The organism is Alicyclobacillus sp. SO9 (assembly GCF_016406125.1).
Lineage (GTDB): Bacteria > Bacillota > Bacilli > Alicyclobacillales > Alicyclobacillaceae > SO9.
Window position 1 is genome coordinate 2,371,618 of the sequence record NZ_CP066339.1, and the last position, 23,864, is coordinate 2,395,481.

The 23,864-nt window shown below is 50.6% G+C and carries 18 protein-coding genes; 13 read left to right on the forward strand and 5 right to left on the reverse strand.

What is annotated here, in order from left to right:
* The first annotated feature begins 5 nt into the window (after positions 1 to 5).
* The 4 genes from rseP to pheA all read left to right on the forward strand — a co-directional run bounded on the left by rseP (position 6) and on the right by pheA (position 8,424).
* Positions 6 to 1,268 carry an RIP metalloprotease RseP gene (gene rseP / locus GI364_RS10765; RefSeq protein ID WP_233096104.1) on the forward strand — a complete coding sequence of 421 codons (1,263 nt, stop codon included), beginning with the start codon at positions 6 to 8 and terminating at the stop codon, positions 1,266 to 1,268.
* A gap of 74 nt (positions 1,269 to 1,342) precedes the next feature.
* Positions 1,343 to 3,037 carry a proline--tRNA ligase gene (locus GI364_RS10770; RefSeq protein ID WP_198853562.1) on the forward strand — a complete coding sequence of 565 codons (1,695 nt, stop codon included), beginning with the start codon at positions 1,343 to 1,345 and terminating at the stop codon, positions 3,035 to 3,037.
* 12 nt (positions 3,038 to 3,049) lie between these two features.
* The gene (locus GI364_RS10775) at positions 3,050 to 7,447 is read left to right on the forward strand and encodes a PolC-type DNA polymerase III (RefSeq protein ID WP_198853563.1); all 4,398 of its coding nucleotides are present in this window, start codon (positions 3,050 to 3,052) and stop codon (positions 7,445 to 7,447) included.
* A 59-nt stretch (positions 7,448 to 7,506) separates the two neighbouring features.
* Positions 7,507 to 8,424 carry a prephenate dehydratase gene (gene pheA, locus GI364_RS10780; protein WP_198853564.1) on the forward strand — a complete coding sequence of 306 codons (918 nt, stop codon included), beginning with the start codon at positions 7,507 to 7,509 and terminating at the stop codon, positions 8,422 to 8,424.
* Here pheA and GI364_RS10785 read toward each other — a convergent pair.
* Genes GI364_RS10785 through GI364_RS10800 form a run of 4 tightly spaced genes read right to left on the reverse strand, consistent with a single transcriptional unit; the run spans position 8,406 to position 12,534 of the window.
* A complete protein-coding gene (locus GI364_RS10785) occupies positions 8,406 to 9,512 on the reverse strand; it encodes a GerAB/ArcD/ProY family transporter (protein WP_198853565.1) in 1,107 nt (368 codons plus the stop codon). The genes pheA and GI364_RS10785 overlap by 19 nt on opposite strands.
* A gap of 12 nt (positions 9,513 to 9,524) precedes the next feature.
* On the reverse strand, positions 9,525 to 9,749 hold the full coding sequence (locus GI364_RS10790; RefSeq protein ID WP_198853566.1) for a hypothetical protein: 225 nt from the start codon (positions 9,747 to 9,749) through the stop codon (positions 9,525 to 9,527).
* Entirely contained in the window at positions 9,746 to 10,972 is a 1,227-nt protein-coding gene (locus GI364_RS10795; protein WP_198853567.1) for a Ger(x)C family spore germination protein, read from the reverse strand. The genes GI364_RS10790 and GI364_RS10795 overlap by 4 nt, the downstream gene beginning before the upstream one ends.
* Entirely contained in the window at positions 10,969 to 12,534 is a 1,566-nt protein-coding gene (locus GI364_RS10800) for a spore germination protein (RefSeq protein ID WP_198853568.1), read from the reverse strand. The genes GI364_RS10795 and GI364_RS10800 overlap by 4 nt, the downstream gene beginning before the upstream one ends.
* Before the next feature lie 157 nt (positions 12,535 to 12,691).
* Here GI364_RS10800 and GI364_RS10805 point away from each other — a divergent pair, with 157 nt between their 5' ends.
* The gene (locus GI364_RS10805) at positions 12,692 to 14,080 is read left to right on the forward strand and encodes an FMN-binding glutamate synthase family protein (RefSeq protein WP_233096105.1); all 1,389 of its coding nucleotides are present in this window, start codon (positions 12,692 to 12,694) and stop codon (positions 14,078 to 14,080) included.
* Between the two features lie 112 nt (positions 14,081 to 14,192).
* On the opposite strand, the gene typA is transcribed toward GI364_RS10805, so the two are convergent.
* On the reverse strand, positions 14,193 to 16,022 hold the full coding sequence (gene typA, locus GI364_RS10810; protein WP_198853569.1) for a translational GTPase TypA: 1,830 nt from the start codon (positions 16,020 to 16,022) through the stop codon (positions 14,193 to 14,195).
* 266 nt (positions 16,023 to 16,288) lie between these two features.
* On the opposite strand from typA, the gene rimP reads away from it, so the two are divergent.
* From rimP to truB, 8 genes are all read left to right on the forward strand, one after another.
* Complete coding sequence (gene rimP / locus GI364_RS10815) at positions 16,289 to 16,762, forward strand: ribosome maturation factor RimP (protein ID WP_198853570.1); 474 nt, start codon at positions 16,289 to 16,291, stop codon at positions 16,760 to 16,762.
* Between the two features lie 83 nt (positions 16,763 to 16,845).
* Positions 16,846 to 17,970, forward strand: coding sequence for a transcription termination factor NusA (gene nusA, locus GI364_RS10820; protein WP_198853571.1), 1,125 nt, complete (start codon positions 16,846 to 16,848; stop codon positions 17,968 to 17,970).
* A 49-nt stretch (positions 17,971 to 18,019) separates the two neighbouring features.
* The gene (rnpM, locus tag GI364_RS10825) at positions 18,020 to 18,301 is read left to right on the forward strand and encodes an RNase P modulator RnpM (protein ID WP_198853572.1); all 282 of its coding nucleotides are present in this window, start codon (positions 18,020 to 18,022) and stop codon (positions 18,299 to 18,301) included.
* Positions 18,302 to 18,309: 8 nt separating this feature from the next.
* Positions 18,310 to 18,627 carry a L7Ae/L30e/S12e/Gadd45 family ribosomal protein gene (locus GI364_RS10830; protein ID WP_198853573.1) on the forward strand — a complete coding sequence of 106 codons (318 nt, stop codon included), beginning with the start codon at positions 18,310 to 18,312 and terminating at the stop codon, positions 18,625 to 18,627.
* 56 nt (positions 18,628 to 18,683) lie between these two features.
* Positions 18,684 to 21,506 (forward strand): translation initiation factor IF-2, encoded by a 2,823-nt coding sequence (gene infB, locus GI364_RS10835; protein WP_198853968.1) that lies wholly within the window; start codon positions 18,684 to 18,686, stop codon positions 21,504 to 21,506.
* Positions 21,507 to 21,542: 36 nt separating this feature from the next.
* Positions 21,543 to 21,899 carry a 30S ribosome-binding factor RbfA gene (gene rbfA, locus GI364_RS10840; RefSeq protein WP_198853574.1) on the forward strand — a complete coding sequence of 119 codons (357 nt, stop codon included), beginning with the start codon at positions 21,543 to 21,545 and terminating at the stop codon, positions 21,897 to 21,899.
* A 37-nt stretch (positions 21,900 to 21,936) separates the two neighbouring features.
* Positions 21,937 to 22,935: a DHH family phosphoesterase gene (locus tag GI364_RS10845; protein WP_198853575.1), complete on the forward strand. Its 999-nt coding sequence runs from the start codon at positions 21,937 to 21,939 to the stop codon at positions 22,933 to 22,935.
* Positions 22,935 to 23,864, forward strand: coding sequence for a tRNA pseudouridine(55) synthase TruB (gene truB / locus GI364_RS10850; RefSeq protein WP_198853576.1), 930 nt, complete (start codon positions 22,935 to 22,937; stop codon positions 23,862 to 23,864). The genes GI364_RS10845 and truB overlap by 1 nt, the downstream gene beginning before the upstream one ends.

The window sequence follows — 23,864 nt, forward strand, 5'->3', positions numbered from 1 at the left end:
GCAATTTGAGCATTGCCCTTGCCGGTATCTTACGTTCAGCCGTAGCGATTATCATCGTGTTCATGGTGAGTATTATCATTCATGAGTTCGGACACTATTATGTCGCTAAACGTGCTGGTGTAGCAGTTCCGGCTTTCTCGATTGGCTTCGGACCAAAGTTGTTAAAATGGCAACGCCGCGGGACTGAGTTTTCACTCAGGCTGTTTTTGATTGGCGGGATGGTTCAACTTGCCGGAGAAATGCCGCAAGATGCCCTCTTTAAAAGAGGGGAAGAGGTTGCGGTTCGTCTCAATGAGAGCAATGAGATTATTCAGGTTGGCGACAAGCGGGATGTTCCTGAGGGGATTGTGGGAACCCTGCGCGATTTGGATTTAAATGAACGCATGATGATGACCCTTGAGACTGATGCTGGCGTTGAGACTTACCCTGTAAAATCCCACGCCAAGCTGATGACGAATGCGCGCAGTTCCATGCCGTTAGTGGAGAAGCATGAGCAGGTTTTGGGCAAGCCCTTGTGGCAACGAGCTGCGATTATTCTGGCAGGTCCGTTCATGAATTTTGTTCTGGCGGCGGTCCTGTTCAGCGCATTTTTCTGGCATACGGGTTTGCCGGTCAATCAACCTGTTTTGGGCTCCATTGTTCCTTCTTCACCTGCACAGCATGCGGGACTGCAAAAAGGTGACAGAGTGCTGGCTGTGGATGGTCACAAGGTGACAAGCTGGAGCGGGCTGGTGACTCAGATACAGTCAGACAAAGGGAAGCCCCCGAATCCCATTCAGCTAAAGATTCAGCGCAACAATACAGTTCGAAACATCACTGTAACGCCTGAATTCAAACAAAACCGACCGATGCTTGGCGTAGAAAGTCCGCTCACTTATAATAAGTTCAAGGCAGTCGAGCACGGAATCAGTACGGTGTACGTCGGCAGTATTCAAACAGTTCATGCCTATGGCAACGTGATTGTCCATCATCAGTACAAGCAGCTCTCTGGTCCTGTGGGGATTGCAGATGTCATTAGCAAGGAAGCACAGGTCGGGGTATGGCATGTCGTGATGATAACGGCCATTTTGAGCTTGAATTTAGGGCTCTTCAATTTACTGCCCATTCCTGCATTAGACGGCGGAAGACTGCTGTTTATGGTCATAGAAGCCGTCCGGGGAAGAGCGGTTGACCCGAGCAAAGAGGGGTACATCCACCTTGTTGGATTCGCTTTATTGATGCTGTTTGCCGTGGTAATCACGTATCGCGATGTTACGCGGCTGTTTTAAATGTAGCTGGAACCTAGGCACGCCGGGAGTAAATCTGCCCGGCGTGTCCGTTGAAAGATGTGAAGGAGGCAGTCATGCGGCAATCACAACTCTTTTTGAACACATTGCGCGAAGTACCTGCTGAAGCAGATGTTGCCAGTCATCAACTGATGCTTCGGGCCGGTCTCGTGAGGCAACTGACAGCAGGGGTTTACTCATACCTGCCGCTTGGGTATCGAGTTTTAAACAAAGTCGAGAGTATCGTTCGTGAAGAAATCAATGAGACGGGTGCTCAGGAGGTATTGCTTCCGACAATACAACCAGAGGACCTGTGGATTCGGTCTGGCAGAACGTATGATTATGGAGACGACATGTTCCGCTTTAAGGACCGGCACGACCGGGCAAGTATTCTCGGTCCAACACATGAAGAAGTCGTCACGATGTTGGTACATAACGAAGTCAAGTCCTATCGCCAACTGCCTCAGGTTCTGTATCAAATTCAGACGAAGTTTCGTGACGAAGCGCGCCCTCGGGCAGGTCTGCTTCGGGGCCGTGAGTTTCGGATGAAGGATGCCTACTCGTTTGAAACGGATGTAGAGGCATTGGATAAGACATACAGAGCCATGTACGACGCCTATTGCCGCATTTTTGAACGGATTGGTGTAAAATACAAGGCAGTTGAAGCCGACGCAGGAGCTATTGGAGGCAAAGGGGGCACACATGAGTTCATGGTGCTTTCCGATGCAGGCGAAGATACTATCGCTGTTTGTACAAGCTGTGAATATGCCGCAAACCTTGAAAAGGCATCGACAAATCCTTTGCCGGTGCCCGATACGACGACAGAATTGTCTCCCGAAACAGTTCCGACGCCTGGAACCAAGTCGATTGAAGACTTGACATCTTATCTTGGCGCTGAACCTGCACAAATTATAAAAGTTGTCGTCTATGAAGCAGATGGACAAGCTGTAGCCGTGTGCCTTCGAGGAGACCACCAGGTTAACGAAGTGAAACTGAAAAACGTTCTGGGAGCGAGTCATGTAGAGTTGGCTTCGGCTCAGGTGGTTCTGGAAAAGACAGGGTGCCAAGTTGGATTTGTACCTCCCACTGTGGACATTCCGGTCCTTTTCGATCGCGATATCGTCACGGTCACGGACGGCGTCATGGCGTCAAGGGAGCAAGATACGCATGATATTCATGTTGTCCCCGGCAGAGACTTTGAGGTGAAGCGAGTGGAGGATTTGCGGGATGTGGCCGACGGCGACACATGTATGTACTGCAAAGCCCCCTTAAAGTTCCAGCGCGGGATTGAAGTTGGCCACGTTTTTAAACTTGGAGATAAGTACAGCAAAGCATTCAATGCAACATATCTGGACGAAGCGGGAAAGGCACAAACGATTTTAATGGGGTGTTACGGACTCGGGACGTCCCGTTTGCTGCCGGCAATCATTGAACAGTGTCATGATGATGAAGGTATCATCTGGCCCATTGCCGTAGCGCCGTTTCATGTACACATCATTCCTGTCAGCGTGAAAGACGAAGAGCAAATGGGAACCGCCAGTGATTTGTATCGACGGCTCACTGCGGCAGGCATTGAGGTGTTGCTGGACGACCGCAACGAACGTCCGGGAGTAAAGTTCAAAGATTCAGACCTCTTGGGTCTTCCCGTGCGTCTAACGGTTGGACGGAAAATAGTAGACGGTCAGGTGGAATTGAAGACGCGTAAAAATGGTCAGGTTGATGTTTTGTCTGTGGAAGAAGCATATGAGGCAATTTTGAGGATTGTAAAGTAATGGAGGGGGATTATGGCTGAGTCTGAACTGCCCCAGGCAGAACCTGCTCATGAGCCTGAAGCTAGCAAAACGTCACTTCCTGTAGACAGCATCGAGAGAGTTACCGTAAAATTGCGTTCCAAAAGAGTGGAGGTACATGCAGTACCCCCTTTTTTGTCTCTTGACAACGCTATTGAAAGCGGTGATTCCAATCTGCTTTCTCAAGCACAGTTGGCCATAGAGAACTATGGCTTGATAGAAGCCGTGTGCAGTGAAGTGTTCCCAGAGGGAACTGCCAATGTCCAGATTCTTCCGCCGAAGTGGCCCTACCCGGTCACGGACGCACATGTCAAGGCAGTTCTTGAGGGAATCATCGACTGGTACGCAAAGGAGGAAGCCATTGCTAGCAAATGGCTTCAACAAGCGGATCGGACAGTCGTTCGTGATGACAGTCGAATAAACGTGGAATTTATGTTGTCGAATCAGTCTGAGGTCAATGCGCTCGAGAAAAAACGGACTGGTATGCGGTTGTCGCGAAAATGCGAGGAGGCCTTTGGTCTCCATCTCAGCTGTAAATTTAGTGTCGCCGCGGCCTCAGAGGAACTGTCAGAAGCACTGCGGCAGCAGTTGGCTGAGCAAGAGCGAAAAGAGGTAGAACAACTGATGCAGGAGCAGGAAAGCATCAGTTCCAAAAAATCCGCGGCTGCCGAACAAGCGCCGCAAAAAGAGTATGAGGGTCGGCGACGGCGCCAGGATAGCGGTCCGGCAGTTCCCCTCACTCTGGGGCGCGGTGTTAACAGCGAAATTCAGCCAATCCACGAAATTGTCGATGAGATGCGCCGGGTGGCCGTAGAAGGCAGAGTGTTTGGTCATGAGGTGCGAACGCTTCCGAGCGGCCGGGTGTTGGTGCAGTTTAATATAACCGATGAAACGGATTCGATTGCTGCGAAGACCTTCATCAAGAATGATAAACAGATTGCAGCCCTGGAACCCTTGAAGGACGGCGTTCATATACGCATTCAGGGGAGCGTGCAGTTTGATACTTACGCTAAAGAACTGGTCTTTATGATTCAGGACATGGAGCCTGCGCGCGCTGCAGCACGGGTGGATGAAGCCGATGAAAAGCGCATAGAGTTGCATATGCATACAACCATGTCGTCTCTCGACGGCGTCGCATCTGTGGACACGCTCATCGAACAGGCTGCCAAATGGGGCCACAAGGCCGTTGCCGTCACCGATCACGGTGTCGTTCAATCGTTTCCGGAGGCATACGATGCCGGCGCAAAACACGGAGTAAAGGTCTTGCTTGGAGTTGAAGCCTATGTTGTGGATGACGGCACTCCAATTGTGTATCGTTCCACAGACCAAACTCTTGCAGCTGCCGAATACGTTGTCTTTGATACAGAAACGACAGGACTGAACGCTCGCGAAGATACTTTGATTGAAATTGCGGCAGTACGCGTGAAAGAGGGCCGCATTATCGACAGCTACACTACCCTGATTGATCCGGAGCGGATGCTGCCGAAGAAAATTACTGAGGTAACGGGAATCTCCTCAGACATGCTTCACGGACAACCGAAGCTTGAGACAGCGTTAAATGAGTTTCGAGAGTTTACGGGAGACGCTGTGCTCGTTGCTCACAACGCAGAATTTGACATTGGCTTTCTGGCACAGTGTGCGAAAAGAATCGATATGGCGCCGTGGGAGCAGCCGGTTATCGATACATTGTCTCTTGCCCGTGCACTGTACCCTGGCATGAAGAACTACAAATTGAAGACACTGACCAACAAGTTCTCAATTGAACTGGAGAATCATCACCGCGCTCTGGCAGATGCTGAAGCAACTGGAAAGCTTTTTATGAAAATGTTGATGGATGCCCAGGAGCAGGATATCACCAACCTAAGTGAATTAAACGGCCTCTCAGCCGATATGGACGTGAGCCGAGTTAGACCGTTCCATGCCACAATTTTGGTGCAGAACCAGACAGGTCTGAAAAACTTATACGAACTTATCTCTCTTTCTCATACGAAGTACTTGTTCCGAAATCCAAGGATTCCCCGAAGTGAATTGGTTCGGTTTCGTGAAGGACTCTTGGTAGGGACGGCTTGCCGTCAGGGTGAACTCATTGAATCGTTTATACGCGGTAAATCGGAAGAAGAGATTGAGGAAATTTGCCGTTTTTACGATTATTTGGAGTTGCAGCCGTTGGACCACTATGAATCTCTCGTTCGAGATAATATTGTTCAAAGCATGCAAAGCATTCGTGATATCCAACGTCAAGTGGTTGAAATCGGAAAGAAGCTGGAAAAGCCGGTAGTGGCGAGCGGAGACGTACACTACGTGAATCCCGAGGACAGCATCTATCGGGAGGTCTTTCTTCAGTCTCTAAGCAGCTCGACTGGCGTGCAACAGCCGTCTCTCTACTTCCGCACCACTGCTGAGATGATGTCAGAGTTCGAACACCTGGGCGAGGATGCAAAGGCTGTGGTTGTCGATAATCCTAGTCGTGTGTGTGGACTAATCGATGATGTTAAGCCGATTCCCGACGACTTGTTTACTCCTGTTATTGAAGGTGCAGAAGAGGAGATGACCCGTCTTTCCTACGAAAAGGCTAAGGAGTGGTATGGAGACCCGTTGCCGGAACTTGTGGAAGCTCGTCTGAAGAAGGAATTGGATTCCATTATCTCCAATGGATTTGCTGTCATTTATCTCATTGCTCACAAGTTAGTGGTCAAATCGCTGTCAGACGGCTATTTGGTTGGAAGCCGAGGCTCGGTTGGGTCCTCGCTTGTGGCGACAATGTCAGACATCACAGAGGTAAATCCTCTCCCGCCCCACTACCGCTGCCCAAATTGCAAGCACAGTGAGTTTTTTGAGGCCGGTGAATATGGTTCTGGATACGACCTGCCGGAAAAAGAATGCGATGTCTGTAAAGTTCCGATGATTAAAGACGGTCAGGATATTCCGTTCGAAACGTTTCTTGGTTTTAAGGGAGACAAGGTACCTGATATTGATCTCAACTTTTCTGGAGAATACCAACCTAGAGCTCACAAGTTTACAGAGGAAATGTTCGGGAAAGACCATGTGTTTCGCGCTGGTACCATCTCTACAGTTGCCGAAAAAACAGCATATGGCTACGTTCGCAAATTCGCGGAAGAACGCGGGTTGATATTGCGAAATGCTGAGATAGACAGGCTGGTTAAAGGGTGTACAGGAATCAAGCGCACGACTGGACAACACCCCGGCGGTCAAATGGTTGTACCAAGTCACTTGTCCATTCATGATTTTTGCCCTGTACAGTACCCTGCGGACGACAAAAATTCAGACACTTACACAACGCATTTTGATTATCACTCTATCAGCGGACGTCTTCTGAAGCTGGACATTCTTGGACATGACGATCCGACTGTCATTCGTATGCTTCAGGATTTGACCGGAATTGAGCCAAAGACCATCCCCTTGGACGACCCACGCGTGATGGGGTTGTTTAGCGGAACCGACACTTTGGGTGTGAAACCGGAAGAACTACGGTCCGCCACAGGAACCTATGCGATTCCGGAATTCGGAACGAAATTTGTCCGACAGATGCTGGAAGATACCCGTCCAACCACATTTGCGGAACTTGTTCGGATTTCCGGCTTATCCCACGGTACCGACGTGTGGCTCAATAATGCCCAAGAGCTGATTCGCAGTGATACTGCAACCTTGTCAGAAGTTATCTGTGCCAGGGATGACATTATGATTTATTTGATTCACAAGGGTCTGGATCCGTCCAAGGCGTTCAAAATTATGGAGTCTATTCGAAAGGGCCGGGGTGTCAAGCAAGAGGAAGAGGACTACATGAAGGAGCATGGAGTCCCGGACTGGTATATTGAATCAGGGCGCAAGATTAAGTACATGTTTCCAAAGGCTCACGCTGCTGCGTATGTGCTGATGGCAGTAAGAATTGCCTGGTTTAAGATTTACCATCCACTGGCTTTTTACGCGACTTATTTTTCTGTGCGTGCAGACGACTTTGATGTCGAACTGATGGCTAAAGGTCGAGAGGCTATCCTCGAGAAAATCAGAGAGATTGAGGAAAAAGGAAACACTGCTTCGCCGAAAGAAAAGAGCCTGATGACCGTGCTCGAAGTTGCTTTGGAAATGGTTACGAGGGGGTACCGCTTCCTACCGGTAGACCTTTATGAGTCGGATGCTGTAAAGTTTCGAGTCATGGAAGACCAGAATGCTCTGTTGCCGCCTTTTGGAGCTATTTCTGGTGTTGGCGTGAACGCAGCAAAAAGTCTCTATGAAGCATGCAAGGAGGGGCCTCTGTTGTCCGTCGAGGACTTGCAGTCCAGAAGCAGGGCGTCTAAAACCGTCATTGAAATTCTCACATCGCTTGGCTGTCTCGAGGGACTTCCCGCGACAAACCAGTTGTCTCTGTTTTAACAAATAAACAGAACGAGTCGACACGACCCATCGCGTCGCTTTGACAGGGGGTACAGCAGGTGGACATTTATTACTTTGGACCAGAAGGAACGTTTACACAACAGGCAGCCATGGACTTTGTCAACGTCTGTGGCTGGCCGCAGGCTCAATTAAGACCTGTTTCATCCATCGCGGATGCCTTGCTGACGGTACAACAGGCAATGGCGCAAGCACATCCAGCCTTTGCTTGTATCCCGTTGGAAAACAGCATTCAAGGCAGCGTAACGGCAAGCTGGGATGGACTCGGTCACAAAGCCTCGTCCGCATTGCCACATCCGAGCATCGTATCCGCATTAAAACTCTCTATTCACCAGAACTTAATGGTCAAAGATAGTTCTGTATCTCTGTCTGAGTTGAAGACTGTATATTCTCATCCACAAGCTCTGGCTCAATGTCGCGACTGGATTTCACAGAATCTTCCGCAGGCGGTTGCAGTGAGTGCAGAAAGCACCGCTGCAGCTGCACGGCGCGTGGCGGAAAGTCAAGACAAATCCGTGGCAGCCATCGGAGCGGCTGCGGCAGCGAAACTGTATCAGTTGTACCTAGCGAAGGAATCTATTGAGGACATTGCCAATAATACAACCCGGTTTGGATTGGTCGGTGATGCTGCCCTATTCGAGTCCGCTGCAGGCGGTTTTGTGGTGTCCTGCAAAAACCATTCAAACGGGAAACCGAAAGAGACACTCAGTTTGCTTTTAAGCCAGGTTGAAAACAGTCCCGGCGGACTGTCAAAAGTGTTGAAACCGTTCTCAGACAGCCATTTTAACTTAAATCGAATCGAGTCTCGTCCTGTTGGGACCCATTTGGGGACTTATGTGTTTTATATTGACGTAGAGTACGATTCGGTGAATGGCAAACAGTACTGGTCTCAAGTGGAAGATGTATTGTATGACCTTGGCGTCGAGGTCAAGGTATTGGGTCACTTTTGCGAGTTCTGAGCCGGTCGGACTGCAGTTCTGCGAAGGAGTGCGAGGGCTGCTCCTCCCATTGGAATTAAGAGAAGCGTGACAAAAAAGTAGGCAGGAGTAACAAACAGCATATAGGACTGGATGGCTGAGGCGTTTTTCCAAAACAAAATGCTGCCCGTCCAGACTAACATACCGGCCGGGAGTGTAATGTGTTTCATGCTGACAAGTCGGAGTGCAGAAGCGGTGTAGTTACACAAAGCATAAAAGAAGATGGAGATTTTAAGAAACAGTGTACCTACTGTCGTCAAGACAATAATGGTGTCTACGCGTTCTACGAATTGCCCGAATTGAATGCTGCGTGCAACTTCAACGCCTGGGAATGCCAGGTAGGCAGCAGCGGGTCCCAAGACCGTGGTCACTAGCAGAGTTCCAAACAGCAGAGTTGCGGTGACTACGCCGCCTGCTATCATTACATCCTGAGCAGCCTTGTCTGGACGCTTCAGAGAAGTGATGAATTGCAGTCCAACAATGAATTCCAAAGCAAAGGAAATGTCCGGCGTGATGGAGGCCCTTAAAACCGGTGTCCAACCATTGGCAAGGATGGGGGTCAGTTGGTGAAAATCCGCTTTGGAAACGGGCATGACGATGACTGCCAAAATGGCAGCAAAGGCAATCAATGAGACGAGTTCTGCGGTCCGACCCATGACTTCAATCCCCGCGTAGGCAGCATACACCACGGCCACTATCATCGCTGCATTAATGAGGTACAGAGGCGACTTGGGAAGAATTGTCGTTTCAACGAACAGGTTCAGTTCTCTGACTAACATGGCTGTTGTGACGACAAACCAGACAATGATGAAAAAATGCATGAGGAAACCGATTGCTCTGCCGTACCCCTGCTCAATGGCGTCCGATAGTACTGCGTTTGGAAATACTTTCAGAAAGATGTAATACACTAGAGTTGCGACTGTGGTTCCAGCCATAAACAACAGCGCTGCAATCCAACTGTCTCGAATGTCAAAGTGAGCAAACGCAAACGGAATGGTTACAAATCCGGTGCCTAATATGTTCCATATCATGAGGACCACAAACTGCAGCCGGGAAATCCGTTCAGACATGTACAAGACTCCTCATACCGCTTGATAAAGCCATTCGGTCAATGGCATGAAAACAGCCTTAATCGGCCAGAGCAAGTCTACGCTTGACCACAGTCTCAGAGAGACCATACTGGAAAACACCAGTGCCAGCCCGAGGAGTGATAGTTCGACCAACCAGTCTTGAAGTTTTCGCTTCGGTTTTACGGCAATCCAGTAGACAACGGTAAACACTGTAAACACTGCTGCAATCCAAGTCATGTTGTCTCTCCCTTTCTACCTGCTTTTGGCGGAAGTTGCTGCGGCGTGTAGTCCTTGTTCGGGCTTGATGAACTCAGGCCGTTTCTGAGAATGTGGAACTTCACGTCATAGGTGACAGTCGCGGCTTGAAACGTTGTGTCCCAGTCTTTACTAAACCGGCGCCACGCCGTCGGATTATGCTGAAACAAAACTGTGCCGAATTTTACACCGTCAACCTTGCTGGCCTTGAGTTTCGCCATAGTGCTCTGCATTTCAAGTTTCACATCCTGAGCAAGGCTTTTTTCCAGTTGATTGATGGTTTCCGTCTTCATAGCCGTGTTCTGACAGACTCGCAGAACTTCTGCTTGTCCGTCCAAATGAACGGTGTAGTGAACATGGGTTCCGGATACAGCGGGTACAACCTTCACATGGGTTGAAAGAATGCGAAATGTGTTACCTGTGTCTGCCGCGTGAGAATTTTTGCACGGGAAGTTCATGACAATGTTGTGCGTTGGGCCTCGAAACCAGATTAATCCCATCGTCTCTTCGTTGTTTAGCCAAGTTGTAACGCGTCCGCTGTGAAAAACACCAATCCCCGAGATCTTGACAGCACCGGCTTCTGTCTTCTTCAAATCCGTCATAATTGGGGACTTGGACGCTGACAGAAACTCACGCATCACGCGGAGTTGAATGCTGTCCAATTGCTTTGAGCGCTCCCCGTATTGTTTGACGAGCTGTCGAATTCCCATTGCGTTTACGCTTTCCGGAGCCGTATCTGCTGTCAATAGGGTCCTAGCTGAACCTTGTGTCAACAAAAGCAACTGATTACGGCGGTAATTTCTGTCCCGTTCCAAGTAGTCGAACGCTCGGTCCAATCCTTTTTCTGCATAGGATTTCCCAAATACAAACATTGTATTGTGCGGCAGAAAGGTTTTTCTGGGCAATTCCAACTCAAACTGTTGCATAGCATCTTCAATCGTTCTTCCTTGAACCGATTCCACCAGGCATTGGCTTTCGGACGATTTGTCCTGCTGTCCGGACTGACCCTGGGGACGCACAATTTGGGCTGTAACCTGAACGGTTTTGTCATCGATTTGATCGACTCCCACGGCAAGAACGATATTAATGTCATCTACTTCCGTCATGTCTGGTGTACAGCCCGTCACAAAGGCCAGTAGCAAAAGGCCCAGGAGAGCAACAGAGGCAGCCTTTCTCGGTTTCTGTTTGCTGTGTTTGGGCATCATTGTCCCGCCTTCGGACCTGGTTTCGGAGTGTTGGTTCTCTGCCTGTCTTGAAGGTGATACATGGCAGGTCGTGTCTTCATTGCCCACCAAGGTGCGCGAAATACCGCATCTCGCATATCTCCCAAAGTAGCCGGGGCAACCGGCGTCATATAGGGTACGCCGTAGGAGCGGAGGGAGACCAGATGCGTCACGAGGATTAAGCCGCCAATCATAACTCCATACAGTCCCATCAATCCGGCTAATGTCAAAAAAGCAAACTGAAGAACGCGCGTCGTATTTACGAATGAATAGGATGCCAGAGTAAAAGAAGCGACACCCGTTGTGGCAACAACGATGACCATGCCGGGGGATACGATGCCAGCGTTGACAGCGGCATCTCCAATAACTAGACCACCCACAATACTTACAGACTGGCCCACAGCCCGGGGCAGTCGTTGGCCGGCTTCACGCAGTGCTTCAAAGAAAAACTGCATCAAAAATGCTTCCACAACAGTGGGGAAGGGAATCCCTTCGTGCTGTCCTTCCAGACTGATAAGCAGCGGTGTGGGGATGAGGTCCTGATGGTATGACAGCAGTGATACGTACAACGACGGCAGAAGGATTGACGACCAAAACATCAGGTTGCGCAAGAACCGAACAGGGGTTGCCAGCCAGTAACTCGAATACATGTCTTCTGGTGAATTGATAAACTGCAAGAAGGTCGCCGGCACTAGCAGAGAGTGGGGTGAACCCTGTACCATAATCGCCGCGCGACCCTGAACCAGTGCAGAAATGGTTTTATCGGGCCGTTCTGTCGACTCCGTTGTTGGGAATATAGAGAGCGGAGCGTCCTTTGTCATTTCGCGGATATAATTTATGTCAATGATTGCATCCACGTCAATGCGGGCGAGCCTTTGTCTGACTTCCGTGACTAAGTCTTTGGAGACAACACTATCCACATATAAGAGTGTTACGGCGGAATGAGTCAGCGTCCCAATACTTGTACTTTCAATCTTCAAATGTGGTGTTCTCAGCTTTTTTCGAATCATTGCCAAATTGGTTTCCAGGCTCTCCGTGTATGCTTCTTGAGGTCCTTCAATAGTGGGTTCGCCTTGGGAGATCTCAATGGCTTTTCCCGGCATGTTGCTGACGTCAATGGCAAGAGCTTCGCTGTTGCCGTCGAGATAGATAGCAATGCGGCCATTGGTCAACGCGCGATGGAGGTCTGCCATATTCGCTAGGTGTTCCACTGGAGCGGAAGCCAGCACGTGTTCAACGTCTTCAAGGGAGTTCAGTGTATTGTGATATGTTGTTATTGGGCTGAGAATACCGTGCTGCATATTCTGGCGGTCTGTGAGTGCGTTGATCCAGGATACGTGGAGTTCTCCCCCGGACACAGTAATATGCGAGACCTTTACGTCACTGCAGTTGTCCCATGCATCATTAAACTCGGATTCAAACTCCTCCAGGCTCTCCGGAACTGGATTGTTTGGAAGTGAATCATCCAGCTTTGTTTCGAACTTACGGATGCTCTCATTTGACTTCCTGTTTCTTCTCGAATTTTCCTGACCGTCACGACGCATGTCGTTCCCCCCCGTTGGTTTTGTTATTCCCATGGAAAGACGCAAACTATGCATAAATTGAAGGATTCTGGTGGCAAGATAAATCATCAGCATGAGAGATAAATTTTGGATAATATCTTGCCGGCTGTAACAAGTCGAACCTGCGGAGAGATACACGTTGAGGTTTTATCCTTTGCTCACTTCACTTTGGGTAGTCGTCCTGCAAGTGATATTGGCAGGACTCGCAATGGTTGTGACCTGGTACGTGCTTAAGTATCAACTGACCATGCGCTTAAAACGCTTGATGCAGGACAAATATGCGGAAAATCTCTGGGAAGGAATAACAGCACTGCGTCATGTGGGTATACAGACGACCTTTGAAAACGAACTTCGTTCTGCGAACAGTGGAATTCTCTATAAGCCTCTCGGGTCGAGCAGGAATTTTCCCAATTTCGACGGACTGCTGTTTTCTCCCGTACAATTAACGGATTGCCCTTTGGATAGTTCTGTTCCTGTGTCTGTAAGGACTGTGCTTGGGAAGCATTGTTCCCGTCCAATGGTCTTGTCCATGCCCATCATGTCTTCAGCCATGGGCTACGGGGTCGCACTGAGCAAATCCTTCAGTCTTGCGCTGGCGAAAGGGACGGGAGCCGCTGGTACGGCATTTAATACGGGGCAGGGACCCGTCCTGCCGGAACATCGGAGCAATTCCAAACGGATGATTGTTCAGTATCACGGCGGGTTTTGGCGGGCATCAGACGATATGTTGGCACAAGCGGATATGATTGAAATTCGTTTTGGTCAAGGGGCGAATGCTGGCGCAGGAACGCCAGTTCCCACAGATCGAATGCCTGAGGATGTATTTCGCGACTTTGCTGCCATGGCTGACAGTACATTTGAACAGTTGTATATACCTGCCGGGATGCCCGATGCAAAAGACCGACGTGAACTGAAAGACCTTGTAGAGCACTTGCGCGGGATTGGGAGAGGTGCGCCGATTGCAATCAAGTTGGCGGCGTCGAACAATTTGGAACAGGACTTGGAGGCGGTGGTGTATGCCGGTGCAGACGTGGTGGTGTTGGATGGAGCACAGGCCGGGACCCACGGTTCCCCTGCCATCCTGGTAGATGACTTCGGGTTGCCGACTTTGGCCGCCCTGTGCCGGGCCACCCGGTATTTGGAGCATGTACCCTCGCGCAAGCGGCCGGACGTTGTTGTGTCTGGCGGAATCAGAACACCTGGTGATGTATTAAAGGCCGTTACCTTGGGAGCAACCGCTGTTTATATGGGGTCCGCTGTGTTATTTGCAACAACCCATACACAAATTTTAAAACCGCTGCCGTTTGAGCCTCCGACGCAAATTGCCTGGGCAGAAGGCGGTTTTGCGGATGACTTTAGCATAGAAGAAGGGGCCCGTAGTCTTGCCAATTTCTTAACAAGCTATCAGGAGGAGTTACAGGCAGGAATTCGGGCATTGGGGAAGACGTCGTTGTCAGAGTTATCAGAGTCGGATTTGGTTGCATGGGACAAAGAGGCAGCCAGAGTGACGGGTCTCACTCTGGTCTGAATGCGGGAGTGTTCTCTTTGCCTTTCACTGTGCCGTCCCTGTGTGCAAAAGGGGGAGGTGTGACGACCGCGTTTTCTGATGGATTCTTCGGCGGCTTACCTGGTTCATTGAATTACGCTTGAACTTTGCGCTTAGCGAGTTTGTCGCGCTCGCCCTTGTTCAGGACACGCTTTCTCAAACGCACGTTCTCCGGCGTGATTTCACACAGTTCGTCGTCTTCTATATAGGTCATAGCCTGCTCTAGAGACAACGTATGGGCCGCTTTCAGTCTGACGGTTTCGTCTTTTGTAGCAGAGCGCACGTTTGTCATATGCTTTTGTTTGACTACGTTGACGGTTAAATCATTTTCGCGGGTGTGTTCGCCTATTATCATACCCTCGTAGACGGTTGTTCCGGGAGTGACAAACATGATTCCGCGATCTTCCAGGTTTTGCAGGCTGTAGCTGGTGGTGACGCCGCCTTCATTGGCAACCAGCACGCCCTGTCTGCGCGTAACCACATCGCCGCGCCAGTCTCCGTATTCCAAAAAGCGATGGTGGAGAATGCCGTATCCTTTGGTCATCGTCAGAAACTCTGTACGAAAGCCAATTAATCCTCGTGACGGTACGTGGAATTCAATCCGTGTAGTTTCACCTGACGCAGACGGCTCCATATGCACCATTTCACCTTTTCGTACCCCCAGTGCTTCTACGACAGAACCGACACTTTCAGAAGGTACGTCAACAACCATGAACTCAATGGGTTCTAAAACTCGAGAGCCTTCATTATGAAGGATAACCCGAGGCTTCGACACCTGCAGTTCATAGCCCTCGCGGCGCATGGTTTCAATCAGAATGGACAAGTGCAGTTCGCCGCGGCTGGCCACGAGGAATGCGTCAGCATCATTGGTTTCGGTGACTCGCAGGCTGACATCCGACTCCAGTTCTGTCATGAGCCTCTCACGAAGTTTCCTGGATGTGACGTGAGTGCCTTCCCTGCCAGCGAGCGGGCTGTCATTGACCATAAAAGTCATTTCCAAAGTGGGTTCATCGATGGTGAGCAGCGGCAGTGCTTCCGGATGCTCTGGATGACAGACCGTCTCACCTACAGTGATGTCCGCAATGCCGGCAACTGCCACAATATCACCGGCGTAAGCTTCGTTTACCTCGACGCGTTTCAGACCTTCAAAGGAGAACAGCTTGGCGATACGTGCCCGGCTCGGGTTGCCTTCGCGTTTCATGACAATGATGTTGTCACCCGTGCGAATGATGCCTCGGGCAACACGACCGACGCCAATTCTGCCCAGATAGTCATTGTAGTCGAGCATGGTCACCTGCCATTGCAGCGGGCCCTCGGTATCTACCTCTGGCTGTGGAATATGGTTGATGATGGCGTCAAACAAAGGCTTCATGTTTTCTCCCTTTGTGTCCACATCATTCGTAGCTACACCAGCAAGCGCGGAGGTATATACGACTGGAAATTCACATTGTTCCATGGAAGCGCCCAATTCAATAAACAAATCGAGCACCTCGTCAACCACTTCCGAAGGTCTGGCATTGGGACGGTCCATTTTATTGACAACAACGACAGGTACAAGTCCTTGCGCCAATGCCTTTTGCAGGACAAACTTTGTCTGCGGCATAACCCCTTCAAAAGCATCCACGACCAAAAGTACTCCGTCCACCATTTTCACAATCCGTTCGACTTCGCCGGAAAAGTCCGCGTGTCCCGGAGTGTCAACTATGTTGATGCGGGTGTCTCCGTAGGGAATGGCGGTGTTCTTGGCGAGAATAGTAATGCCTCGTTCCCGCTCCAGGTCATTGGAGTCCATCGCCCGCTCTGCCAAATGTTCATGTTGATGAAACAAGCCGGATTGTCGTAACAGTTGATCGACTAGGGTGGTCTTGCCGTGATCGACGTGTGCGACAATGGCAACATTACGAAGGTTAATACTTGCTTTCATGATTTAGCTCCTTTAGGTTCCGCATTCGCGCGGTCTATGCGATACTCAAAATACCATGGGGAACGGGAATCTGCAAGAACAGGAATTGCAGGTTTGCTCATCGAGTGCTATAATAGCACTGTTAGGCTTCGGATAGGTTGTGACGACAAGAGTGGGGAACAAACCCACTCTTTCATTTTTGAAAAAGGCGATTTACGTCTTCAAAAGGTAACCGAAGCAATGGTAACCGAAGCAGAATATTGTATCAACAGCGAGGAGGAACACCTGTGCCCAGTGAACGCGTAACTGACATCGTGGAACGAATGGCACTGCCAATCCTGGAGCAGGAGGGGCTGGAACTGGTTGACGTCGAGTACAAGAAAGAAGGTCCAAACTGGTATCTGCGTGTCTTCATTGACAAAGACGAGGGTATCGACATAGACGATTGTACCCGTGTCAGCGAGCAGCTCTCAGATTTACTTGATGAGGCTGATCCCATTCAAAATGCCTATTTCCTCGAGGTCTCGTCTCCTGGCGCTGAGCGTCCTCTAAAGAAACCGGCTGACTTTGAGCGTGCTGTTGGCAAGAAGGTTTTTGTCTCCCTTTATGAGCCGCTTCAAAAACAGAAAAACTACGAGGGAAAATTACAACAGTTCGATGGTCAGCGACTAGAACTCGCCTATTTTCAGAAAGGCGTGCCAAAACAGATTGCAATACCATTGGAAAAGGTAGCAGCGGCAAGGTTGGCCGTAGACTTATAGCAAATGAGCCTGTGTCGAACAGAGGCCGTGCGGTATCTTGACTGAGTATTGTTGCGGAATCAGAAAGGGGGAGACAAAACTTCATGAACGTCGATTTTATTGAGGCGTTAGATCAACTTGAGAAGGAAAAAGGCATTGACAAGGACACCTTGTTGGAAGCCATCGAGGCAGCGCTCATTTCCGGGTACAAAAGGAACTTCAACTCTGCACCCAATGTCAGGGTGGAAATTGGCAGAGACAGCGGTGAAGTTCATGTGTATGCTCGCAAAAATGTGGTGGAGTCTGTCAACGACAACCGCTTGGAAATTTCGTTAGACGCGGCCGTGGATATTGATGGTTCTTATCAGGTCGGAGATGTTGTGGAGATTGAAGTAACACCTCGGGAGTTTGGACGAATTGCTGCGCAAACGGCTAAACAGGTGGTGACGCAGCGCATTCGAGAAGCTGAGCGGTCCATTATTTATACGCAGTTCAGTGACAGGGAAGAAGAAATTGTCACGGGTGTTGTGCAGCGTGTTGACTCGAGAGTGGCCTATGTCGATCTCGGTCAGACAGAAGCGGTCATGCCCTCTGCGGAACAAATGCCGACAGACAAGTTTCGACCGGGAGACAGGGTGAAGGCTTTCATTACCCGGGTTGAACGGACGACAAAAGGACCGCAGGTGGTCTTATCGAGGACACACCCCGGACTATTAAAGCGGTTGTTTGAACTGGAAGTGCCCGAAATTTTCGAGGGTGTGGTCGAGGTCAAGTCTGTGGCTCGGGAAGCGGGGCACCGTTCGAAGATTGCTGTGTACTCGGCCGATCCCGATGTCGACCCAATTGGAGCCTGCGTCGGTGCCAGAGGCATTCGCGTTCAAACGGTGGTAGGCGAGCTTCACGGAGAGAAAGTGGATATCATTAAGTGGAGCGACGACCCGGCTGAGTATGTCTCGAGTGCCCTGTCTCCTGCCAAAGTTACCGAGGTGCATATTCAGGAAGAAGAGAAGACCGCTCGTGCTATTGTACCGGACCATCAGTTGTCTCTTGCTATCGGCAAGGAAGGCCAAAATGCACGTCTTGCGGCCAAGTTGACCGGATGGAAGATTGACATTAAAAGCGAAGCCCAAGCTGCTGAAATTGGCATGTTTGGCCGGATTTCAGACGATGCAGATGATGAAGACGACGGTTTTGGTACATTGGCAGACGACTGGCTGAGCGAGCCGTAGCATGAAAATGCTCCATCTGCATCTGGCTTTAGTGAGGAGGTGAGGCTCCATGCCGCGCGTAAAAAAAGTGCCGCTTCGCAAGTGCGTAGGGTGTCAAAACATGTTTGAAAAGCGTGGACTGCTTCGAGTGGTGTTGACGCCGGAAGGCAGCATTGAACTCGATGATACGGGAAAGCGCAATGGACGGGGTGCCTACCTGTGCAGGAACGCAGATTGCCTCAAGCAGGCGCGCAAGCGAAAGGCGTTGGAGCGGGCCTTTAAGCAGTCGATTTCCAGCCAGGTGTATGAACAGCTTGAGCAGAAGCTTGGTACCTATGTGCAGAAGGACTGACGTGTGAATTGGCTGCTGACTTTCGAAGTAAAAGTTTGTCTTTGATTGGATTGGCGCGAAAAGCGGGAAAAGTGTCCGTAGGCAGTACGGCAAGTTTTGCTGCAGTAACAAATCGCTCGGCAAATGCTGGTCTGTTGGCTGTGGATGCCGGCGGAAATACGTCAAAAAAATTCCGCGATAAATGCGCTTTTTACAATATACCGCTTCTTGAAGTCTTCTCAAAAGAAGAATTGGGTCGAGCGTGTGGACGAAACGAAGCGACGTTGGTGACTGTGAATGACCCCGGGTTTGCAGCGAAACTCATCGAGTACTCTGGGGAGAACTAGTGGGGGTGTAGCCTTTGACGAAACTGAGGGTCTACGAGTACGCAAAGCAACTGAACATGTCGAGCAAGGAAATCATTACAATACTAAATCGATTGGAACTTCCTGTTGCCAATCATATGAGTGTGATGGATGACAACATGGTAGATAAGGTCGAGCAGTTTTTTAAAGATGTAAAAGCCAAGGCGGCACAACGCCATGCTTCAGAGGTGGAGAAAGAGCTGAAAGAAAAACAAAAGGCAAGGGAACGTGCGGCCAGAGAAGCGGCTGCGCAAGAGAAACGAGAACAGGCGCGCGCGATGCGGGATGCTCAGGCGGCGTCACGTCAACGTTCACAGACGCAATCTGGTGCTGCGGCTGCATCTACGACTACTGATAAGCCGGCACAAAGGTCTGTGCCTGCAACGGGGGTGAACAAAACGGCAGAGGTCTCATCCCATAACTCGGCCGCTGCAGCATCTGCGACACCAAGTGCTGCCAGTCCAGTAAATCGGGAGCATTCGGGAGATACACAAGGTTCGAGTCAAGGGAGCCAAAACCAGAATCAGACCGCACCTGAAAACAGGGAGTCACAGCAAGGACAACGCCCGCAGCAGGGTCTGCAGAACCAAGCGGATCGGCAGGGGCAGCGTCCGTCGCAGTCAGGTCGCCCGTCACAGTCGGGTGGTCCGTCGCAGTCAGGTCGTCCGTCACAGTCGGGTCGTCCGTCACAGTCAGGTCGTCCGTCGCAGTCAGGTCGCCCGTCGCAGTCAGGTCGCCCGTCGCAGTCAGGTCGTCCGTCGCAGTCAGGTCGCCCTGACAACCGAAGAGACGGTGGACAGCGTCCGCAAGGCGGTCAAGACTATAGGAGCAATGGCGGCGCAAATGACCGAAACCGACAATCCCGACCCAATGCAGGAGGAACTCCGGCAAGAACTACAGCAACTGCCGGTCAGGCCGGTCAAGGAGCGCGCGGTGCCAGTGGTCAGGGCAGCAACGGCAAGCGTAAACCTGATAATCGAAACAAAAGTCAGTACCAAAAGAAAGAAAAATTTAATGAAGACAAGTTGATGAATCGCTCGGGTGGACGCCGCCGCGGACGGGGCAATCAGAATCAGCAGCAGCAAAGGCCGCAGAACAAACCGGCACCGCCGAAGAAGATTTCGGTGGAAGGTGCGCTTCCGGTGGGCGAATTTGCAAGAATGCTGCGCAGAGAAGCATCTGAAATCATTAAGAAACTGATGTTCCTTGGTATTATGACGACCATCAATCAGGAGATTGAAACGGACGCCATGGAGCTGATTGCCGGGGAGTACGGAGTCGAGATGGAAGTTGTGGAGCCGGTAGACGAAGAGGTCGTAGAGATGTTGTTCGTTGAGGATAAGCCCGAGGACCTGGTGGCTAGACCTCCTGTTGTCACTATTATGGGCCACGTCGATCACGGTAAAACGACACTCCTCGACGCGATTCGCGACAGCCGTGTTGTAGCTTCCGAATCAGGCGGAATCACCCAGCACATCGGTGCTTACCAGGTAGAGGAAGACGGCCGCAAGGTAACATTCCTTGACACTCCAGGGCACGAGGCATTTACAACCATGCGCGCGCGGGGTGCTCAGGTAACGGATGTAACGATTCTGGTTGTCGCGGCAGATGACGGCGTCATGCCACAGACTGTCGAAGCCATTAACCATGCCAAAGCAGCCAATGTGCCCATTATTGTAGCGGTGAACAAAATTGATAAGCCTGGTGCAAACTCCGACCGTGTAAAACAAGAGTTGACCCAGTATGAACTGGTTTCTGAAGAGTGGGGCGGAGATACAATCTTCGTTGAAATTTCAGCATTGAAGCGCGAGGGCCTGGATACTCTGTTGGAAATGGTGCTGCTTGTGGCAGACGTTCAGGAGTTAAAGGCAAATCCTGCAGCGCGGCCGCGGGGTACGGTTATCGAAGCCGAACTGGATAAGGGCCGCGGTCCTGTTGCTACAGTTCTCGTCCAGAATGGAACACTCCGTGTGGGCGACGTTGTCGTAGCAGGGACCAACTTTGGACGCGTTCGTGCCATGGTCAACGATCACGGGCGGCGTATTCAAGAGGCCAGCCCGTCAACACCAGTAGAAATACAGGGTTTAAATACGGTTCCGAGTGCGGGCGACTTGTTTGTGGTTTATGACGATGACCGTTCTGCAAGAAACGTTGTTGACAGAAGGACAACCAGGGAACGAGCTGAGCAACTGGAAAACACCTCACGCGTTACGCTGGATGACTTGTATCAACGGATTCAGGAAGGAAATATGAAGGACCTCAACGTCATTGTGAAAGCCGACGTACAAGGGTCCGTCGAGGCCCTGGTTCAAGCCATCGAGAAAATTGAGGTGGAAGGGGTTCGCGTCAAAGTCATTCACAAGGGAGCCGGCGCTATTACAGAAAGTGACGTTTCTCTTGCCAGTGCGTCCAACGCAATTATCGTCGGTTTCCACGTGCGTCCGGATGTGAATGCCAAGCGTGCTGCAGAAGCCGAAAAGGTAGAAGTCCGGCTGCACCGTGTGATTTATAATGCCATCGAAGAACTGGAATCCGCCATGAAAGGCATGCTTGACCCTGAGTACAAAGAAGTGGTTCTTGGTCACGCTGAAGTGCGTGAAGTCTTTAAGATTTCCCGGGTCGGGACAGTAGCCGGCTGCTTTGTCAAGGAGGGGAAAGTCACGCGTGACTCGGAAGCCCGGTTGATTCGAGACGGTGTGGTCATCTACGAAGGAGCGCTTGATACTCTGAAGCGCTTTAAGGACGATGCCAAGGAAGTCGCGCAAGGTTTTGAGTGCGGGGTTACATTGGAGAAGTTCAACGACATCAAGGTTGGAGATATTGTAGAGGCCTTTAAAATGGAGGCCGTTAAGGCAACCTAAGCCAGTGACATCTCCAGTCTAAAGGAGGAATGACCATTGGCTCGCCTGCGTGTACACAGAGTGGCGGAAGAACTGAAAAAAGAAATTGCACAGATGATCCGCACTGAAGTCAAGGATCCGAGAATCGGATTCTCCACCGTGACCCGAGTGGATTTGGCCAATGACTTGCAACATGCCAAAGTCTTTGTAAGTGTGTTTGGCAACGACGAAGAGAAGCAAGCAACGCTGACAGCTCTGCAAAAAGCTGCGGGGTTTATTCGCGGGGAAGTCGGCCGCAGACTAAGACTGCGGTTGACACCGGAATTAGTATTCAAATTGGACGAATCTGGGGAATACAGTGAACATATCAACACTGTGATTAAGCGACTCCATGAGCATGACCAAAACGAGTAGAAGCATTGTGTCCAGTGTTGAGAAAGGAGGAGAGGGTGTGTCGAAATGGTTGCCTGTACCGAGGAACACGGAGGAAGTGGAAACTGCGGCACAGAGACTCAAGGCATCTGATGACTGGCTGATTGTAACGCATGAGAGGCCGGACGGCGATGCCTTGGGCAGTGCTTTTGCTATGGCTCATATCATGCAGGCTCTGGGAAAGCAGTGGACATTTATCGCGGCGGATCCACTTCCCATCCGGTTTTCTTACTTGCCTCTGTTTGAGAAAGCTGTCATTGCTTCTGATAATGTGACGCGCACCTTTTCTCACGTCGTCTCACTGGACTGTGCGGATATGGAGAGATTTGAAGCACTGCACAAGTATTTAGATAAGGACGTCGAAATTATCAATATTGACCATCATCGAACCAATCCACAATATGGAGCGGCTGCTATTGTGGACGCTGAGGCGTCAGCGACCTGTGAACTGGTATACCATGTCGCGCGTGAGTTGGAGATTACGCTCAGTAAGGAATTGGCCACCTGTTTGTACACTGGACTATTGACCGATACGGGCGGTTTTGCGCTGCCGAACACAACCCGGGTGGTTCACCAAATTGCCGCGATTCTGCTGGCATCAGGTGTACTGCCCTATGATGTGGCTGAGCCAGCCCTGGAATCTCGTTCATGGGAACAGATGCGTCTATTGAAACTGGCCCTGATGAATCTGACTGTGTCCGAAGACGGACGCTATGCTGCGGTATACGCCACACAGGCGATGCTGAAGGAGTCCGGGGCGACACAGGATGATGCAGATTTACTGGTCGGTTTTGCACGGGGCATTGACACCGTAGAAGTTGGCCTGTTGTTTAAGGAACTTCCCGACGGTACAATCAAAGCTTCACTTCGCTCTAAGCGCTATGTAGACGTGTCAAGGATAGCTCAGCACTTTGGCGGAGGAGGACACGTCCGCGCAGCTGGTTGTACGCTCGGGCATGACTTGGAAGAAGCGATGAACGCAATTATTGAGAAAGTAAAAGAGGCCCTCGATACGTAATGGGAGAAGCAACTGGTGTACTGCTTGTCAACAAACCAAAAGGCATGACTTCCCACGATGTGGTCAATCGTGTTCGAAGAGTATTTCGGCAGCGGAAGGTCGGACATGCTGGAACCCTTGACCCGGACGCAACCGGTGTCCTTGTCCTTTGTCTTGGCTATGCGACACGGGTACTCGAATACCTTACAGCTGACGACAAGGAATATGAGGCGCAAATCGTGTTTGGTACTGCCACAGATACAGACGACGCCACTGGTGAAGTGATTGCGAGACGGGACGCTTCAGCCCTGACCGAAAGTGACGTCATGTCTGCCTTGGGAAAATTTCAGGGTGTGGTGGCACAAAGGGTTCCTGCGTATTCTTCCGTCCACATCCAGGGGAAGAGAGCGTATGAACGTGCTCGGGCAGGTGAGGACTTTACTTTGCCGGAGCGAACAGTGACGATTTACTCCGTAGACTTACGTTCTTTTTCTTCGGGTGACAGCGCGACCGGGAACCTCCATGTTGCGTGCTCCAAGGGTACCTATATCCGGTCTCTTTGTCGGGATATTGGTGAAGCAGTGGGTGTGCCGGCGCATATGGGTGCGTTGAACAGAACGAGATCGGGCGTGTTTTCCATTGAAAAGACGGTAACGCTCGAGGAACTGGAAACCAGCGAACATCCTGAGCGGGCTCTGCAGCCTGTCGTATCGGCTCTTTCTCTATCTAAGATTTTTGTTGAAGAAGATGTTGCAAACCGTCTGTCCGTCGGGCAGCGCGTCTGGGTTTCGAGACCTTTCGAACCAAGCGGCAGTGAAGACAGAGTAAGTGAGGATAGAGTAGCAGTGGTGTACGATGGCGCGTTGGTTGCAATTTCCGAGGTGAAAGACAGCGAGTCGGACAACTGGCTGTTACAGCCTGTGAAGGTATTCTGGAAAAAGGATAGGTAG

Coding starts and splice junctions, on each gene's coding strand:
- GI364_RS10770 (WP_198853562.1), top strand. CDS start 1,343: ATGCGGCAATCACAACTCTTTTTGAACACATTGCGCGAAGTACCTGCT.
- GI364_RS10775 (WP_198853563.1), top strand. CDS start 3,050: ATGGCTGAGTCTGAACTGCCCCAGGCAGAACCTGCTCATGAGCCTGAA.
- GI364_RS10785 (WP_198853565.1), bottom strand. CDS start 9,512: ATGTCTGAACGGATTTCCCGGCTGCAGTTTGTGGTCCTCATGATATGG.
- GI364_RS10790 (WP_198853566.1), bottom strand. CDS start 9,749: ATGACTTGGATTGCAGCAGTGTTTACAGTGTTTACCGTTGTCTACTGG.
- GI364_RS10795 (WP_198853567.1), bottom strand. CDS start 10,972: ATGATGCCCAAACACAGCAAACAGAAACCGAGAAAGGCTGCCTCTGTT.
- GI364_RS10800 (WP_198853568.1), bottom strand. CDS start 12,534: ATGCGTCGTGACGGTCAGGAAAATTCGAGAAGAAACAGGAAGTCAAAT.
- typA (WP_198853569.1), bottom strand. CDS start 16,022: ATGAAAGCAAGTATTAACCTTCGTAATGTTGCCATTGTCGCACACGTC.
- nusA (WP_198853571.1), top strand. CDS start 16,846: ATGAACGTCGATTTTATTGAGGCGTTAGATCAACTTGAGAAGGAAAAA.
- rnpM (WP_198853572.1), top strand. CDS start 18,020: ATGCCGCGCGTAAAAAAAGTGCCGCTTCGCAAGTGCGTAGGGTGTCAA.
- infB (WP_198853968.1), top strand. CDS start 18,684: ATGTCGAGCAAGGAAATCATTACAATACTAAATCGATTGGAACTTCCT.
- truB (WP_198853576.1), top strand. CDS start 22,935: ATGGGAGAAGCAACTGGTGTACTGCTTGTCAACAAACCAAAAGGCATG.